This window comes from Streptomyces sp. NBC_00425, assembly GCF_036030735.1.
Taxonomy (GTDB): domain Bacteria; phylum Actinomycetota; class Actinomycetes; order Streptomycetales; family Streptomycetaceae; genus Streptomyces.
Genome location: NZ_CP107928.1, coordinates 2,625,375 through 2,640,131, shown reverse-complemented (window position 1 = coordinate 2,640,131; position 14,757 = coordinate 2,625,375). Strand labels below are relative to the sequence as shown.

Genomic DNA, 14,757 nt, shown 5'->3' with positions numbered 1-14,757 from the left:
CCCGGTCATGATGGCGTCGAAGCCGGGCGACGCCACTGGTGACCGGCGTGGTACGACGACAGTGCACACCTCGGATGCGGTCAGAGGAGATAGGGAAGGACGAAGGACGATGGCGGGTGAGATGCGTGACCTCCTGTGCTGGCGGGGTCCGGTCTCGGTGAACGTGTTCGTCCTCGGCTCCGGGAACACCCCATTGTCGGAGGAGGCGTTTCACCTCGTCGGGATGGTCCCTGACGCCTTGCTGCCGTTCCCTCTGCTGGGGCAACCCGAAGCCGTCGAGCGGCTCGGTCTGGTGTCGTACGACATCGATTTCGACGACGTTTCGCTCGATCTGCGCGCGTACACGCGAGCAGTACTGCAGCGTGTCTGTGCAGATACGCGATCAGTGGCCTGGGCAGCTTTCGAGGGGTCGTTCCACTACGACGAACTCCTCACCGACCGGGTGGCCCACCAGGTCTACGGCTATTGCACGACCGGCGTCGAACCTGTGGTCGAGTGGGACACTGCGGCCCTGCGAGGCGAGGACTGGCGTCGCCGAATCGCCGACGCCCGAGCGGCTTTGGACGCCTTGCTGTCCGCTGCAGAGACACGAAGCGGGAAGAGCCGCACAGACTGAGAGGGTGTCTCATGTAGGGGTGGCGCGCACCGGAAGCGCGTCACCAGGGCACTTCTCCCTCGTCGTCGAAGAAGCGACCCGTCGGCCCGTCGGCCGGTACGGTGGCCAGCCGGATCGCGGCGGCTGCGCCCTGCTGGGGGGTGCGCACTCCCCGGAAACCGTTGAGGTCGGTCGCCGTGTAGCCGGGGCAGACGGCGTTGATCAGGATGTGGGTGTCGGCCAGTTCCCTGGCGTACTGCACGGTGACGGCGTTGAGGAACGTCTTCGACGGTGCGTAGGCGATGGCGATGGGGCCCGTCTCGGCGCCAGGCGTGGTCTGGAGTGTGAGGGAGCCGACGCTGCTGGATACGTTCACGATCCGCGGCGACGGCGAGCGGCGCAGCAGAGGGAGCAGTGCGTTGGTGACGCGAATGACGCCGATCACGTTGGTCTCCACGGCCGCCCGTACCCGGTTCACGTCGACAGTGGTGGGCTCCTGCGGTCCGCCGCCGGTGATCCCCGCATTGTTTATGAGCGCGTCGAGCCGGCCGACCCGTTCCTCCATCAGCCGAGCCGCCGCTGTCACGCCGGCGTCGTCGGTCACATCCAGCGGCACGCCGAACGCGTCGGTTCCGGCCGCGCGCAGCCTGTCCACCGCGGCCTCGCGCCGCTCCTGGTTCCGCGCGCCGACTCCGACGGACCAGCCGAGGGCGCCGAGCCCGGCGGCGATCTCGTACCCGATGCCCTTGTTGGCCCCGGTCACCAGCGCGACCTTGGGGTGGTTCACAGTGTTCGTCTCACTCATGACATCGATACTTCTCCCCGTCGAGCAGGGCGTCCAAGACCGACTGGGTGGACGGCGATACCGCACGGGTATCGCTCCAGGCCGTCCCGGTTAGGCTGGCGGGGTGGAGACACGTGAGCTGCGGTACTTCGTCGCGGTCGCCGAAGAGCTGCACTTCGGCCGGGCCGCGCAGCGGCTCGGGATCGCCCAGCCCCCGCTGTCGCGGGCGATCGGCGGGCTCGAACGGCGCCTGGGCACCCTCCTGTTGGAGCGCGGCAGCCGGGGTGTCGCCGCCCTGACCGGGGCAGGGGCGGTGCTGCTGCGGGAGGCGCGGACGGCGCTGGACGCCGTCGAGGCCGCCGAACGGCGGACCCGCCGGGCCGCCCTCGCGGCGACCGGCCGCCCCGCCGTGGTCCTGGCCGCGAAGGCGGGCGCCTCCGGTGAACTGCTGGCGAAACTCCTCGACGCCTACGCCGCCGAGCCCGGCGCCGTCGCCGTGGACGTCGCGCTGTGCGGGCCGGGCGAGCAGGCACGGTTGCTGCACGACGGCCGGGCCGACGTAGCCCTGCTGCATCGGCCGTTCGACGACACGGCCGGCTTCGACACCGAGGACCTGCACTCCGAGGGCCAGGTCGCGATCCTCCCGGTGGGCCACCCTCTCAGCGGCCGCCCTCACGTGCGGCTCGCTGAGGTCACCGGCCTTCCCGACCTGCCCCTGCCCCGCTGGCCTCGCCCGGACGGCACCTTCCCGGACGGCCCCGGACCGCAGGTGCGCGACCACACGCAACTCACCCAGCTCATCGCCCTAGGCCGCGCCTGCGCCGTCGTGCCGGAGTCGGGCCGCACCGGCCTGCGCGAGGACCTCACCGCCGTACCGGTCCCCGACGCCCCCCACGTCACCACGGTCATCGCCTGGCCCCCGCACAGCCGCTCAACGGCGGTCGCGGGGCTGGTCCGCGCCGCTACTTCCCTGTGACCGACGACGGTGAACGCCGGTACACCGAGCCGCGCCTCTGCGTCGCGCCGCCGCAGGTCAAGCGCGTCAAGCCTGCAGCAAGCCCTGGACGCCCCGAGCTTCCCGAGCTGAGGGCTCGGCCGCACAGCGGTCGAGCCCGTGAAGTCTCCCTGGAGGTGCAGGAGATGTCAGCGCCTGCGATTGCGTGTACGCGACGCTGCCGTCCGCCCCTGAGCGGTGAAGACGCAGTTCACTGAGATCCCCGGCAAGGCACGGAGGTCACCGTGACCGGGCAGAAGGTCGCCGAAGTGGTGACATGTTCACCAGTCCGTGGAAAATGCGTTGCTGTGCGTAAGCGGTATTGAGAAGAATCCGCGCATGACTTCTGCGATACGACATGTGACGATCGCCTGTTCCGACGCCTACGCCCTCGGCAGCTTCTGGTCCGAGGTACTGGGCCAGCCGCTCCACGAGGACGACGAGCCCGGCGACGAAGAGCTGCTCATCGAAGGGGCGGGCCTGCTGTTCGTCACCGTCCCGGAGACCAAGAACCAGCGCAACCGCATCCACCTCGACCTTCAGCCGCAGGACCGCACCCGCGATGAGGAAGTGGAGCGCCTGCTCAAGCTCGGCGCCACCCTGTTCGACGACCGTCGCATGCCCGACGGCAAGGGGTGGGCCGTCCTCAGGGACCCGGAGGGCAACGAGTTCTGCGTGGAGCGCAGCGCGCGGGAGCGCGAGGCCGACTGACACCTCGGTCGGCACCGTCAAGAGCGGCGCAGTGCCGGCCGGGCGGAGGCGCAGCACGGGGGATCGCTGCGGCTGCTGAATCCGCTGCGACCAGTGAACCCGTGCGGCTGGGAGGTCCTGCGGCTGTCCGGACGGGCGCCGAGGGGGGACGTCGCGCGGGCCGGACCGGCGAGCGCCGCCACGCTCGCACACGTGGTGCGCACTCGCGCGCGGTGCCATGTGTGCGGCAACAGCCGTCGGACGGCCGCCTGCCGCCGGGCCGCGACACTTCGGCGGTGGCCGATGCGACCCGCCCCTAGCGTGAGTCGTATGCCTGTACCCCGAGCGACCTCCACGTCGGCCGCCTTCGCGGACCTTCATCGCCCCGGCGCTCCCCTCCTTCTGCCCAACGCCTGGGACCACGCCTCCGCGACCGCCATGGCGGGGCGGGGCTTCCGGGCGATCGGCACGACGAGTCTGGCCGTGGCCGCGGCGGTGGGACTGCCCGACGGCGCATCCGCGACCCGCGACGAGACACTCCGACTCGCGCTGACACTGGGTTCACAACCGTTTCTCCTGTCCGTCGACGCCGAAAGCGGTTTCAGCGACGATCCGGACGAGGTGGCGGAGCTGGCGCGCCAGCTTGCGGCTGTGGGGGCGGTGGGCATCAACCTGGAGGACGGTCTGGGTCCGGCGGCCCTGCACACGGCGAAGATCGCCGCCGTCAAGTCGGCCGTGCCCGGCCTGTTCGTCAACGCCCGCACGGACACGTACTGGCTCGGCGAGCGCAGCACGACCGAGACGCTGGCCCGCCTCGACGCCTACCGACAGGCCGGCGCCGACGGCGTGTTCGTCCCCGGGCTGACCGATCCGGGAGAGATCGCCGTGCTCGTCCAGCGAGTCGACCTGCCCCTCAACATCCTCTACTCACCGGCCGGTCCCACCGTCCTGCAGCTCAGCGAGCTCGGTGTGAGCCGCATCAGTCTCGGCTCGTTCCTGTACCGGCGCGCTCTGGGCGCGGCGCTGGAGGCCGTCGACGAAGTCTGTGGAGGACGTTCTCCCGGCGGCCGCACACCGACCTACCAGGAGGTGGCGAGCCTCGGCACCGGGCCGGGCGCCCTGTTCGACACGGCGGCTTCGCCCGGCCGTCCGTGGATCGACGCCATCGGCACACGCGTGTCGACCCACTCGACGAGTGCGGCGCGTCGACAGGTGTGATGCGTCGAGGGACGCCCTCGACGGCAGTCGTCCTGCTGCGTCGTCAGGCGTCGTCAGGCGCCGTCGTCTCCGACCGTCACCGTCTCCCGCGGCCAGTGAGTGAGGGCCTCGTGCAGGGCGTCGACCGCCTTGTCCCACGACTGCTGCACGTCCCGGGGCGCGCCGAAGCCGCCACCGGCCTCCAGCATGCAGTACCCGTGAAAAGTGCTGCGCAACAGGCGGACGGCGTCGGTGAGGTCGGGTTCCTCGAGACCGTACCCCCGGAGCATCCCGTAGGTGATCTCGGCGGTGCGGCGCATGGCGGGCGAGGCCGCGGTCAGTTCCCGGTCCCGCTCCCGGTCGATACGGATCTGGGTGGCGGCGTACCTGCCCGGGTGCCGCAGCGCGTACTCCCGGTAGGCCCCCGCGAAGGCGACCAGTGCGTCCCTGCCCGCGAGTCCGACGACGGCCGCGCCGATCCCGTCGATCATCTCGCCGCCGACGAACAGGGCGAGTCTGGTGCGCAGTTCCCCGAGACTCCTGACGTGCGAGTACAGACTCGCGTCCTTCACGCCGAAGCGTCGGGCCAGCGCCGAGATGCTGACGTGGTCGAAACCGACTTCGTCGGCCAGTTCGGCGGCGGCTTCGACGAGACGGTCCGTGGTGAGGCCGACTCTTGGCATGGGCAACCGCCTTGTGCGCGCTCGGAACCGGGGGTGTCGCCGAAATCCTAGGTGCTCTGCAGGCAGAGGGCCGGAGCGCGGCGGACGGGGCGGACGACCCGCATCTGCACCGCAGCCGCCGCCGGGCACTCTGATAGTGTGCCGCGACGCATGCAGGGGGGCCGGTGTGCAGCAGGGCGCGGCGGATGACGGGCTGCGGAAACCGGATTCGCAACGATAGGCAGCTTTCGGTGCCTTGAGCTTCACCACTCTCGAACTCGACCACCCCTGATGCCGAGAACTCGGAAAATCCGGACAACCGTTTCCAGGGGTGGGGATGTTGCGTGCGTCGCCGGCGTCGGCGTGGGTGACCGTGTTGTTGTCTGTCGGGTGCGCGTCCGGATGCCCGCTCGGGGGCGACGAGGGTTCCGGCTCCGACGCGAACGTGGGGGGAACGCCGTCCTCGGCACGTTCCTCGGCCCGTTCTTCGACGCATTCCCGCCCCCGCACGCCCGGTGCGCATCCTTCGCCGGACGCCACCGCGAGTGCTTCAGCGTCCCGTCCACCCTCCGCGTCCACGGCCGTGTCGCCCACGGCGTCGAGCCGCACGACCGCGCGCCACCGCACAGGGCCGACCCCTGAGGAAGGGCGCGGCAGCGGGAGGAACGGCGATGACAGCGGTTCCGAAACCGGGAGGCGGACCCGTAAGGGCGACGACAGGCCGGGCGCGTCGGACTCCGTCCCGCAGAATCCCAACCGAGGGCCGCACCCCCCGCCGGCTCCCCCGAGACCTGTCCCCACTCCGGAGTGGAGTTCCGCCGAATGGCGGCCCGGCGACCCCGTCGGGGCGGCGCACGCGGCAGGTTCCTGAAACCACTCGAAGGCAGAAGAAGGAAAGAAGGTACGCACCCCGTGGTCGGCAAACCCTCTGATGAGGCGGGAGACAACTCGTCCATATCCGACGAGGAATGGCAGGCCTTCCTCCAGGACAGCGAGCTCGGCGCCACCGCCGCTCCGAAGGAACCCTCCGCCCGGGCCCGCATGGTCACCGAACGGTTGCGGCACCAGGGCGAGCCGGAGGGCTGGCGGACCGGCCCGACCCCGCGGGACGCGAACGGCAAGGCGAGGCGACGGCGGCAGGTGTGGTCGGTGCTCGGCGTGGCTCTGGCTCTCGGTGTGGTCGCGGTCGCGCTCAGACCCTCCCTGCTGCCCGGTGACCCTCTCGGAACGGGCGAGCCCAAGAAGGCCGCCGCCGTGTCTCCCCTGCCCGCCGAGACCGCCGCCCCCACCGCCGCACCGGGGGCCGCACCCGACCAGGTGCCGACCATCGACCGGCCGTTCGCCGGTTCTCCGGCCCTCGCCTGGGCCGACGGCGAGGCCGGCATCGTCCTGCCGGCCGCCGAAGCAGTCGGGTCGGCGTCGAAGGAACGCGTGTCGAAAGCGCTGGAACTGACCAGGAATCTGCTCGTCGGCGCGAACCTGGAACCGAAGACGCTGCGCGGCGAACGTCCGACCGCCGCTCTCTCGGTGCTCGATCCCAAGCAGCCGGATCTACTCGACGACCTCGACGGCTTCCTTCGCTCTCCGGACAGGACGCACGACCCGCTGACCCTGTTCAGCCGGTTCGACCCCGACGAAGTCAGGGTCGTCGGCGACGTGGTCAAGACGCGTGGGCGCATGACGTACAAGAAGGGCAAGCACGACGGTGTGACCGTGCACGCCGACTACACCTTCGTCTATCCGGTCCGCCCCGCGGAGGGCCCGCCCGAGGTCACCCGGACGATCGTGCGGCGCGTCATCGACGTCGAGATCCCCGACCCCGCGCACTACGACGTGACGCCGGGGCGGTTGCTCCTCGTCCGGTACGACGAGGAGCTCTTCAACTCGGCCTGTGACGTCCACGACGGGTTCCTGCACCCTCGGTTCAGGTCGGCGGAGTCGACGGCCCCGACGCAGACCGGCCCGACCGTGGACCCGTACGACCGGAGCAAGGGCGTCGGCGGAGGCAGCACGCCCGACAGTTGCGGAACCGTTTCCCGAGTCTGAGCGGATAGGAGAAACGAGTTACTGTCCGGGACGGGCGCGTGAGGCTCGCCGTTCACCGCCCCCGTCCCGGGGGCGGTGAACGGACGAGCAGCCCCCAGACCGCATCTCTGACGCCGCGGCCCCGAGGCAGCGGCCGGCGTGGACGCGGCAGGCTTCGGTGTGCCGGCCGCCCCGTCCGTCCGTCCGGCGTGAGGACCGGAGGATCCCGTAGTGAGGACCGGAGGCTCCGGCGTGCGGACCGGAGGCCTTCCGCCGGGCGAACCGCGTCGCAGCGCCGGTCCTGAGACGTCCTGTCCCGACTCGCCTCGGACAGGTGATCCGCTCACCTGCGAGTCATCCGTTCACCCCCGTGTAGTGCCCGAGGCTCCACCGCCACAGCAGCCGTGAGCCGAGGTACGCCAGCAGGCCCAGCAGCGGGGATACGGCCGCCAGCCAGTAGGGGACGCCCGTGCCCTGAGCATGGCCGGTCAGGACGGCGGCGGGGAAGTACGCGACGAAGGCGAGCGGGAGGCCGTACGTCAGGAAGCCGCCCACCGCCTTGGGCAGCACGTTGAGCGGGTAGCTTCCGAACGTGCCGAGAAGTTCCTCCAGCCAGCGGCCCCAGTAGTCGGCGGCCGGGAAGCGCAGCGCCGCGGAGGCCACCGCCGTGAAAAGCGCCGCCTCCAGGAGCATGCCGCCGAGAACGGCCGCGATCAGATACGACGTCCGGCCCGCCGTCCAGTCGAGTTCGCTGCGGCTGAGCGCGCCCGCCATCAGTCCGACGGCGACCGTCAGATCACCGATCGCGTTCGTCGGGAACACGCGCAGCTGCACCTGAAGGTGTACGGACATCGGTCGCACCAGACAGACGTCGATCTTGCCTTCCTGGATGAAGTAACCGATTCCATGCATGCGTCCAAGGAACAGCACGAACAGACCGTGGGCGAGCATCCGGGTCGCCGGGATGAGCAGGACGTCCGAGCTGTCCCAGCCGCCCATTCCGCTGAATCGGGTCAGCAGCACGGTGGCGAAAACGATCACCGACACCTGCCAGACGGCGCCGATCGCGACCATCATCAGAAACTCGGAACGGTATTCCAACTGCGCGCGGAAGTTGAGACGCGTGATCCGCCACGCCAGGCGCACGGTCTTCAGTGGAATCAGCCTCCCTGCGAGATGACCCGCCGGGCGGCGAGTCGCCACACCAGCCGGGTGAACAGGGCCAGCACCGTCACCCAGACGGCCTGAACCAGCAGCGCGGGGCCGGCGTCCGACAGCGGGATGCGGCCGACGTAGAGCGACAACGGCACGCTCAGCGTGGCCTGGAACGGCAGGAAGGAGCTCAGCGTGACGAACCAGTCCGGGAAGAACCACAAGGGTGCGTACACCCCGGAGAGCAGGTTCTGCGCGAAGACGAGGATGAGCATCGCGGCGCTGTTGCGCAGGGTGAAGAAGCAGAGCTGGTCGATGGCCAGCATGACGTAGTACAGGATCCACTGGCCGAGCAGCAGGCTCAGCGCGAACACCCCCGCCACGGCCGCGGAACCGGGGGGTCTCACCGCGCCGGTCCACAGACAGACGGCGTATCCGGCCACCGCCCATGCCAGACCGTACAGTTGCTCGCCGAGCGCCCGCAGGGCGTAGTAGCGCTGTGGCGACAGGGGCCGCAGGTACCAGTAGACGATGGTGCCGAAGTGCATGTGCTGGATGACGGTGTCCCGGCCCGCGTACTGGTCCAACGACCGTAGCCGGGACGCGAGTACGGCCAGCACCGCGTAGGTGACCGCCTGGTCGCGGGTGAGCCCGGCGGTGGTGCCCGTACGGGCGTACAGGCCGTGCCACAGGGACGCCACCAGCACCACCTGCACGGCGAGCCGCAACAGGGCGGCGGTCATCCGGGGCGGGGTGTGCAGCTCGCCGAGCGGGGTGACCCGGGCGGCGCGCCAGGCGGGCAGGACCACCATCACACGGTCCCGGCCTGGGCGTACGCGGCCCGCATCACGTCCTCCAACTCCGCCTCGTCCAGGGCGATGTCCGTCACCTCGTACCGCTCGATGACGGCCTTCAGCGCCTGATGGACCGTGGGCGCGCCCGCACCGTCCGGCCCGAACACCACCCGTGCGCCCTCGCGACGCAGGACCGTGATCCCCGGCGGCGCCACGACCCCGGCGTGCGGGTCGGCGAGGGTGGCCCGCACCTGCCAGGTGGAGCCGAAGGTGCGGCGGATCTCGTCGAGGGTGCCGTCCAGCACCAGCCGGCCGTGGTTGATCAGCACCACGCGCTCGGCGAGCCGTTCGACCTCCGTCATGTCGTGCGTGGTCAACAGGACGGTGCGGCCGCGCTGTTCGACCTGATGGCGCAGGAACTCGCGGACCTGCTCCTTCACCACCACGTCCATCCCGATGGTGGGTTCGTCGAGGAAGACCACGGGCGGGTCGTGCAGCAGCGCCGCCGCGAGATCGCAGCGCACGCGCTGGCCGAGTGACAGGTGACGCACCCGGGTGTCCCAGAACGAGGAGAGGTCGAGGAGATCGTCGAACTCCCGCAGCCGCAGCGCGTGTTCGGCACGGGGCACCTCGTAGATGTCGCGCAGGATCGCGAACGACTCGCGCACCGGAAGGTCCCACCACAGCTGCGTGCGCTGCCCGAAGACGGCCCCGATGTTGCGGGCGTTGCGTTCCCTCTCCCGGTACGGGACGACGCCCGCGACGCGCGCCTCACCGGACGTCGGGGTGAGGATGCCGGTGAGCATCTTGATGGCGGTGGACTTGCCGGCCCCGTTCGGGCCGAGCAGGGCGAGGAGTTCGCCCGGGGCCACGTCGAAGGTGACGTCGCGGACGGCGTGCTTGGCGACCCGCTCCGGGTCGACCAGGGAGCGCAGACCGCCGATGAGGCCGGGGCGGCGGACGGTGGTGTGGAAGGTGCGGGACAGGCCGCGCACCTCGATGCTGCCGATCACTGTTCAACCTCCACTGCGGCGCGGCCGGCCGGGGGACCGGCCGGCCACGCGAGACGTCGTCGGCTGTCGGGACGCCGATGAGACGGCCGGCCGGTCAGTCGGTCTCGGAGAACACGAAGGAGAACTCGACGGGTTCGGCGTTCAGAAAGTACCGCGGGAGTGGGCCGGGACCGCAGGACTGGGAGCCGATGCCGTGCTGACCGTGGTCGAGGTTGACCCAGACCGTGTCGCCGGGCGTCAGGTCGGTCGGGTGCCGCGCCGCGTCCAGCTGCTCGGTCGTCCACCGTCGCGCGGAGAACCAGAACGCCGGGTCGCCCTCGATCCGCAGTCCGCCGAGCTCCGCCCAGCGGACGTCGGCCCTGGCGCCGTTCTCCTGCGGGCGCACGTACGGGGTCTGCAGCTCCTCGATGCTCGCGTCCCACCAGCCGAGCATGGACGCGGCCCTGGTGTCCGGATACGCCTCGCCGGGACCGCCGCCGAACCACTGCGCGTGTCCCGCGGACGCCGCCGCCAGCCCGAAACGGATGCCGATCCTGGGCAGCGGCATCGTCCAGTCGCCCTCGGGGACCACGGAGACGGTCAGCTTCAGCCGTGTCCCGTCGGACGTCCAGCGGTACACGGTGCGCAGGCCCGCCTCGCGACCCGCCGGCGCGACCCGGGTCCGTACGGTCAGCGCGTCCTCATCCGTCTCGACGCCGTCCAGGCGGTGCCGCATGCGGTGCAGGCCGTACGCACGCCACAGCAGGCCGTAGCGCGTGTCGTCCTGCCATGACGCGCCGTCGTCGTTGTCGGTCGTCGCCCGCCACACGTCCAGGCGCAGCTCCGTCACGTCGACGCCGCCGATCGTCTTCGGCGCGCCGCTGCGGGCGTCGAAGACGCCGGGACCCAGCGTGAGCAGCCGCCCGTCGGGGACGGGTCGCCGCGAGGCGGCGACGGTCACGGGCGCCCGGGTGACGACGGTCTCCTGGCCCCACGCCACCGGGTGGTCCCTGGGCGCCCACGCGGTGTCCTCGGCGAGCAGCGCGCGCACCGTCCACTGGACCTCGTCGCCCCCACCGTCGGGTCCCGCCGGCAGCTTCACCTCGGCCGACTCCCCGGGTGCGAGGGGCCCGACCGTGAGAGCCTTCGCGCCGGTGGGGGAGCCGTCCACCTGGTGGGAGAACTCGAACCTCAGGTGGGACAGGTCCGAGAAGTCGTACCCGTTGGTGATCCGCACCGTCCCGCCGGTGCCGTCGCCCTCGATGCGGACCGGTTCGATCACCTTCTTGAACTCGGCCAGGCCGGGGGAGGGGGTGCGGTCCGGGAAGAGCAGGCCGTCGCAGACGAAGTTGCCGTCGTGCAGCTCCTCGCCGAAGTCGCCGCCGTAGGCGTATCCCAGCTCCGGGTGCCGGATGCCGTGGTCGATCCACTCCCAGACGAACGCGCCCTGGAGCCGGTCGTGCGTCTCGAAGAGCCTCTGGTAGTCGGCGAGTCCGCCGGGGCCGTTGCCCATCGCGTGGGCGTACTCGCAGAGGATGAAGGGGAGTTCGCGTCGCCTGTGGGTGCCGCCGTCCAGTCCCCGGCCGATCCGCTCGACCTCCTCGTGGGAGGCGTACATGCGCGAATAGACGTCCGTGTCACGGCAGTTGACGTCGCCCTCGTAGTGCACGAGGCGTGAGGCGTCACGGCCGTGGATCCACTCGGCCATCGCGGTCAGTCCGCGTCCGGTGCCCGCCTCGTTGCCGAGGGACCAGATGACGACCGACGGATGGTTCTTGTCCCGTTCGACCATGCGGGCGGCGCGGTCGAGCAGGGCGGGGGTCCAGCGTTCGTCGTCGACGGGGTTGTCCCGCCAGTCCTGCTCGACGAACCCGTGGGTCTCCAGGTCGCACTCGTCGATGACCCACAGGCCGTACTCGTCGCACAGGTCGAGGAAGGCGGGGTGCGGCGGGTAGTGCGAGGTGCGGACGGCGTTGACGTTGTGCCGCTTCATCAGCAGCACGTCCGCGCGCATCGTCTCCAGGTCGAGGGCGCGGCCCGTCTCCGGGTGCCACTCGTGCCGGTTGACGCCCTTGAAGAGGATCGGCCGGCCGTTGACCTTGATCAGACCGTCCGCCAGCTCGACGGTACGGAAACCGATGCGCAACGGCACCCGCTCGCCCTCGGTCACCAGCTCGCCGTCGTACAGCGTGGGCGTCTCCGCCGTCCACGGCCGGACCGGAGTCGTGACGGTCTCCCCGGTCGCGACGTCGATCCCCAGGGCGGGGACGACCACCCGCCCGTCGACGTCGGAGTCGACGCGCAGGGCGCCCTCGCCCGTGACGTGGTCGTAGGAGGCGTGCACGAAGAAGTCGAGCACACCGCCCGCCGGCCGGTGCAGCAGGGTGACGTCACGGAAGATGCCCGGCAGCCACCACTGGTCCTGGTCCTCCAGGTACGAACCCGCCGACCACTGGTGGACGCGGACCGCGAGGACGTTGTCGCGCGGCTTGAGCAGATGCCCCACCGCGAACTCGTGCGGCAGTCGGGAGCCCTTGAACTCGCCGAGGTCCGTCCCGTTCAGCCAGAGTCGGGCGCAGGACTCCACCCCGTCGAAACGGAGAACGAAACCGCCTTCGGAAAGCTCCGGCCATTCCTCGGGCAGGTCGAAGACCCGTCGATGGTCGCCGGTCGGGTTCTCGGTGGGAACCCGGGGCGGATCCACCGGGAAGGGGTAGAGATGGTTGGTGTAGACGGGTGAGCCGAAGACCCCGTCGCCCTGCAGGACCCAGTGCCCCGGAACCGTGACCTCGGCCCAGTCCTTCGCGTCGTAACCCTCCTCGGCGAACGCGTCGTCCTCGGCGTCGGCCGTGGCCGACACCCGCAGCCGCCACCGTCCGTTGAGTGAAAGGGATTTCGCGTCGGACGACGCGTACCAGGCGCGGGGCGGCAGTGCTCCGCTGCCGGGCGAGACGCTCTCGACGTAGTCGACGGCCGGGGTGCGGGGGGACATGGGTCTCCTAGGTCAGCCCTTGATGCCGGTCTGTGCGATCCCCTGCACCAGCCAGCGCTGGAGGAAGAGGAACACGAACACCAGGGGCAGGATGGAAAAGGCGGTGGCCATGAAGATCAGGTGGAAGACGACGGTCTGGTTGGTCATGTAGTTGGAGAGCGCGACCTGGACCGTCCACGAACCCGGGTCCTGTCCGATGACCAGCGGCCACAGGAAGGAGTTCCAGCCGTTGATGAAGGTGATGGTCGCCATCGCAGCGAAGAAGTTCAGCGAGTTGGGCACCACGATGCGCCAGTACGCACCCCAGTAGCCCAGTCCGTCCACGCGCGCCGCCTCCTCCAGCTCCTTGGGGAATCCCAGGAAGTACTGCCGGAACAGGAAGCAGGTGAAACCGCTGAACAGGCCCGGGATGATCAGACCCCGGTAGGTGTCCACCCAGCCGAGCGACGACACCAGGACGAAGCTCGGGACGAAGGTGACCGCCGTCGGGACCATCAGGGTGCCCAGGACGGCGTAGAAGACCTTGTTGGCGTGCCGGTACGGGATGCGGGCGAGTCCGTACCCCGCGAGCGAACACACCAGCAGGACTCCGGCGGTGTGCAGAGTGGCCACCACCGCAGAGTTCCAGAGCGACTGGGCGAAGGGCACCGTCCCGTCCGTGAACAGTTCCTTGACATTGCCCCACTGGATGTCCGTGGGGAAGAACTTCCAGTTCTCTCCGGTGATGTCGGTGTCGGTGGAGAGGGCGTTGCGGACGAGCAGGTAGAAGGGGACGAGGAAGAAGAAGCCGGCGATGCCGGTGGCGAGGTAGAGGCCGGTGGAGCTCATCACCCCGCCGCCGCGCCCGCCCCGGCGGGGCTTGGGTGACGGCGGTGCGCTCTCGCGTACCTCGGGCGTCGTGGTGGTCACTTGGACTCGTCCCCCCTTCCGAAGCCCATGAACTTGCCCTGGAGCAGGGTCACGGCACAGATCAACACGGTCAGGATGACCGCGCCGGCGCTGCCCGCGCCGTAGTCCTGGCTCTCGCCGAGGGCCTTGTAGTACAGCTCGACGAGAGGCGGGCGGCCCCACGTGGTCTTCGACAGCAGGTTGAAGAACTCGTCGAACGCCTGGTAGGCGGCGATGAGCAGCAGCAGGATCACCGCGGTGGAGGTGGCGCGCAGCTGGGGCAGGGTGATGTAGCGGAAGGTCTGCCAGCCCGGCTTGGCGCCGTCGATGGCGGCCGCCTCGTACAGCTCGCCCGGGATGTTCTGCAGCGCGGCCAGGAACAGGATCATGTAGAAGCCGGACTGCAGCCACAGGCGCGCGGTGACGATGACGAGCCAGTACCAGGGCGGGTTGGGGTCGACGAGCCAGGCGATGTTGTCGATCCCGAACCAGGCGAGCACCGTGTTCATCAGGCCGAAGCGGACCCCGCTGAAGATCGACATCTTCCAGATCAGCGCGGCGGCGACATAACTGCACGCGGTCGGCAGGAAGAAGACCGAACGGAAGAACGCCCGCATGAAGCGGAGCCGGTTCACCAGCAGGGCCAGACTCAGCGACAGCGCCCACGTGGTGGGCACGATGAACGCGGCGAAGACGGTGAAGGTGACGAGGGAGCCGACGAAGTCGTCGTTCGTCAGCATGTACGTGTAGTTCTCGAAGCCGATGAACTTGTCCGGCGTGACGGTGAAGCGGGCCTCGAAGAAGCTGAGCCAGATGCTCCACACGATCGGCGCGTAGACGAAGATCGCCAGACCGATGAGGAACGGCCCCGTGAAGAGCCAGAAGTTGAAGGTGGGGCTGCCCCGCAGACCCCGCCGCGGCTTGGCCGGTGAGGCCTTCGCCGGGGCGGGGCGCGCGAGGTCGCGCGTCTTGGTCGTCGACATCTCGAGGTC

At 70.1% G+C, this 14,757-nt stretch carries 13 protein-coding genes; 5 read left to right on the top strand and 8 right to left on the bottom strand.

Features of this window, described 5'->3' with window-relative positions; genetic code table 11:
* The first annotated feature begins 109 nt into the window (after window positions 1-109).
* Window positions 110-616 (top strand): hypothetical protein, encoded by a 507-nt coding sequence (locus OHS82_RS11015; protein WP_057575942.1) that lies wholly within the window; start codon window positions 110-112, stop codon window positions 614-616.
* Between the two features lie 40 nt (window positions 617-656).
* Here the strand turns inward: OHS82_RS11015 and OHS82_RS11010 are convergent, their stop codons facing one another.
* On the bottom strand, window positions 657-1,400 hold the full coding sequence (locus tag OHS82_RS11010) for an SDR family oxidoreductase (RefSeq protein WP_328433779.1): 744 nt from the start codon (window positions 1,398-1,400) through the stop codon (window positions 657-659).
* A 103-nt stretch (window positions 1,401-1,503) separates the two neighbouring features.
* Between OHS82_RS11010 and OHS82_RS11005 the strand changes: the two genes are divergently transcribed.
* From OHS82_RS11005 to OHS82_RS10995, 3 genes are all read left to right on the top strand, one after another.
* Window positions 1,504-2,355 carry a LysR family transcriptional regulator gene (locus tag OHS82_RS11005; RefSeq protein WP_057575944.1) on the top strand — a complete coding sequence of 284 codons (852 nt, stop codon included), beginning with the start codon at window positions 1,504-1,506 and terminating at the stop codon, window positions 2,353-2,355.
* A 357-nt stretch (window positions 2,356-2,712) separates the two neighbouring features.
* Window positions 2,713-3,084, top strand: a complete 372-nt coding sequence (locus tag OHS82_RS11000) for a VOC family protein (RefSeq protein ID WP_057575945.1) — start codon at window positions 2,713-2,715, stop codon at window positions 3,082-3,084.
* Window positions 3,085-3,393: 309 nt separating this feature from the next.
* Window positions 3,394-4,281 (top strand): isocitrate lyase/PEP mutase family protein, encoded by an 888-nt coding sequence (locus OHS82_RS10995; RefSeq protein ID WP_079041035.1) that lies wholly within the window; start codon window positions 3,394-3,396, stop codon window positions 4,279-4,281.
* Between the two features lie 53 nt (window positions 4,282-4,334).
* Here the strand turns inward: OHS82_RS10995 and OHS82_RS10990 are convergent, their stop codons facing one another.
* Window positions 4,335-4,943, bottom strand: a complete 609-nt coding sequence (locus OHS82_RS10990) for a TetR/AcrR family transcriptional regulator (protein WP_328433778.1) — start codon at window positions 4,941-4,943, stop codon at window positions 4,335-4,337.
* Window positions 4,944-5,834: 891 nt separating this feature from the next.
* On the opposite strand from OHS82_RS10990, the gene OHS82_RS10985 reads away from it, so the two are divergent.
* The gene (locus OHS82_RS10985) at window positions 5,835-6,968 is read left to right on the top strand and encodes a hypothetical protein (protein ID WP_328433777.1); all 1,134 of its coding nucleotides are present in this window, start codon (window positions 5,835-5,837) and stop codon (window positions 6,966-6,968) included.
* A gap of 333 nt (window positions 6,969-7,301) precedes the next feature.
* Here OHS82_RS10985 and OHS82_RS10980 read toward each other — a convergent pair whose 3' ends face one another.
* The 6 genes from OHS82_RS10980 to OHS82_RS10955 form a co-directional block, all read right to left on the bottom strand.
* A complete protein-coding gene (locus OHS82_RS10980) occupies window positions 7,302-8,102 on the bottom strand; it encodes an ABC transporter permease (RefSeq protein WP_107105135.1) in 801 nt (266 codons plus the stop codon).
* Between the two features lie 5 nt (window positions 8,103-8,107).
* Complete coding sequence (locus OHS82_RS10975; RefSeq protein ID WP_057575954.1) at window positions 8,108-8,911, bottom strand: ABC transporter permease; 804 nt, start codon at window positions 8,909-8,911, stop codon at window positions 8,108-8,110.
* Entirely contained in the window at window positions 8,911-9,906 is a 996-nt protein-coding gene (locus OHS82_RS10970; RefSeq protein WP_057575957.1) for an ABC transporter ATP-binding protein, read from the bottom strand. The genes OHS82_RS10975 and OHS82_RS10970 overlap by 1 nt, the downstream gene beginning before the upstream one ends.
* Before the next feature lie 94 nt (window positions 9,907-10,000).
* Complete coding sequence (locus OHS82_RS10965) at window positions 10,001-12,877, bottom strand: glycoside hydrolase family 2 TIM barrel-domain containing protein (RefSeq protein WP_057575958.1); 2,877 nt, start codon at window positions 12,875-12,877, stop codon at window positions 10,001-10,003.
* 12 nt (window positions 12,878-12,889) lie between these two features.
* Entirely contained in the window at window positions 12,890-13,786 is an 897-nt protein-coding gene (locus OHS82_RS10960) for a carbohydrate ABC transporter permease (protein ID WP_057575961.1), read from the bottom strand.
* On the bottom strand, window positions 13,783-14,748 hold the full coding sequence (locus tag OHS82_RS10955) for a carbohydrate ABC transporter permease (RefSeq protein ID WP_057575963.1): 966 nt from the start codon (window positions 14,746-14,748) through the stop codon (window positions 13,783-13,785). The genes OHS82_RS10960 and OHS82_RS10955 overlap by 4 nt, the downstream gene beginning before the upstream one ends.
* Window positions 14,749-14,757: the final 9 nt, after the last annotated feature.

What these genes read in the sequence shown, in the direction of transcription:
- OHS82_RS11000 (WP_057575945.1), top strand. Translation starts at nt 2,713, where the DNA reads ATGACTTCTGCGATACGACATGTGACGATCGCCTGTTCCGACGCCTAC.
- OHS82_RS11015 (WP_057575942.1), top strand. Translation starts at nt 110, where the DNA reads ATGGCGGGTGAGATGCGTGACCTCCTGTGCTGGCGGGGTCCGGTCTCG.
- OHS82_RS10990 (WP_328433778.1), bottom strand. Translation starts at nt 4,943, where the DNA reads ATGCCAAGAGTCGGCCTCACCACGGACCGTCTCGTCGAAGCCGCCGCC.
- OHS82_RS10975 (WP_057575954.1), bottom strand. Translation starts at nt 8,911, where the DNA reads ATGGTGGTCCTGCCCGCCTGGCGCGCCGCCCGGGTCACCCCGCTCGGC.
- OHS82_RS10995 (WP_079041035.1), top strand. Translation starts at nt 3,394, where the DNA reads ATGCCTGTACCCCGAGCGACCTCCACGTCGGCCGCCTTCGCGGACCTT.
- OHS82_RS10955 (WP_057575963.1), bottom strand. Translation starts at nt 14,748, where the DNA reads ATGTCGACGACCAAGACGCGCGACCTCGCGCGCCCCGCCCCGGCGAAG.
- OHS82_RS11010 (WP_328433779.1), bottom strand. Translation starts at nt 1,400, where the DNA reads ATGAGTGAGACGAACACTGTGAACCACCCCAAGGTCGCGCTGGTGACC.
- OHS82_RS10965 (WP_057575958.1), bottom strand. Translation starts at nt 12,877, where the DNA reads ATGTCCCCCCGCACCCCGGCCGTCGACTACGTCGAGAGCGTCTCGCCC.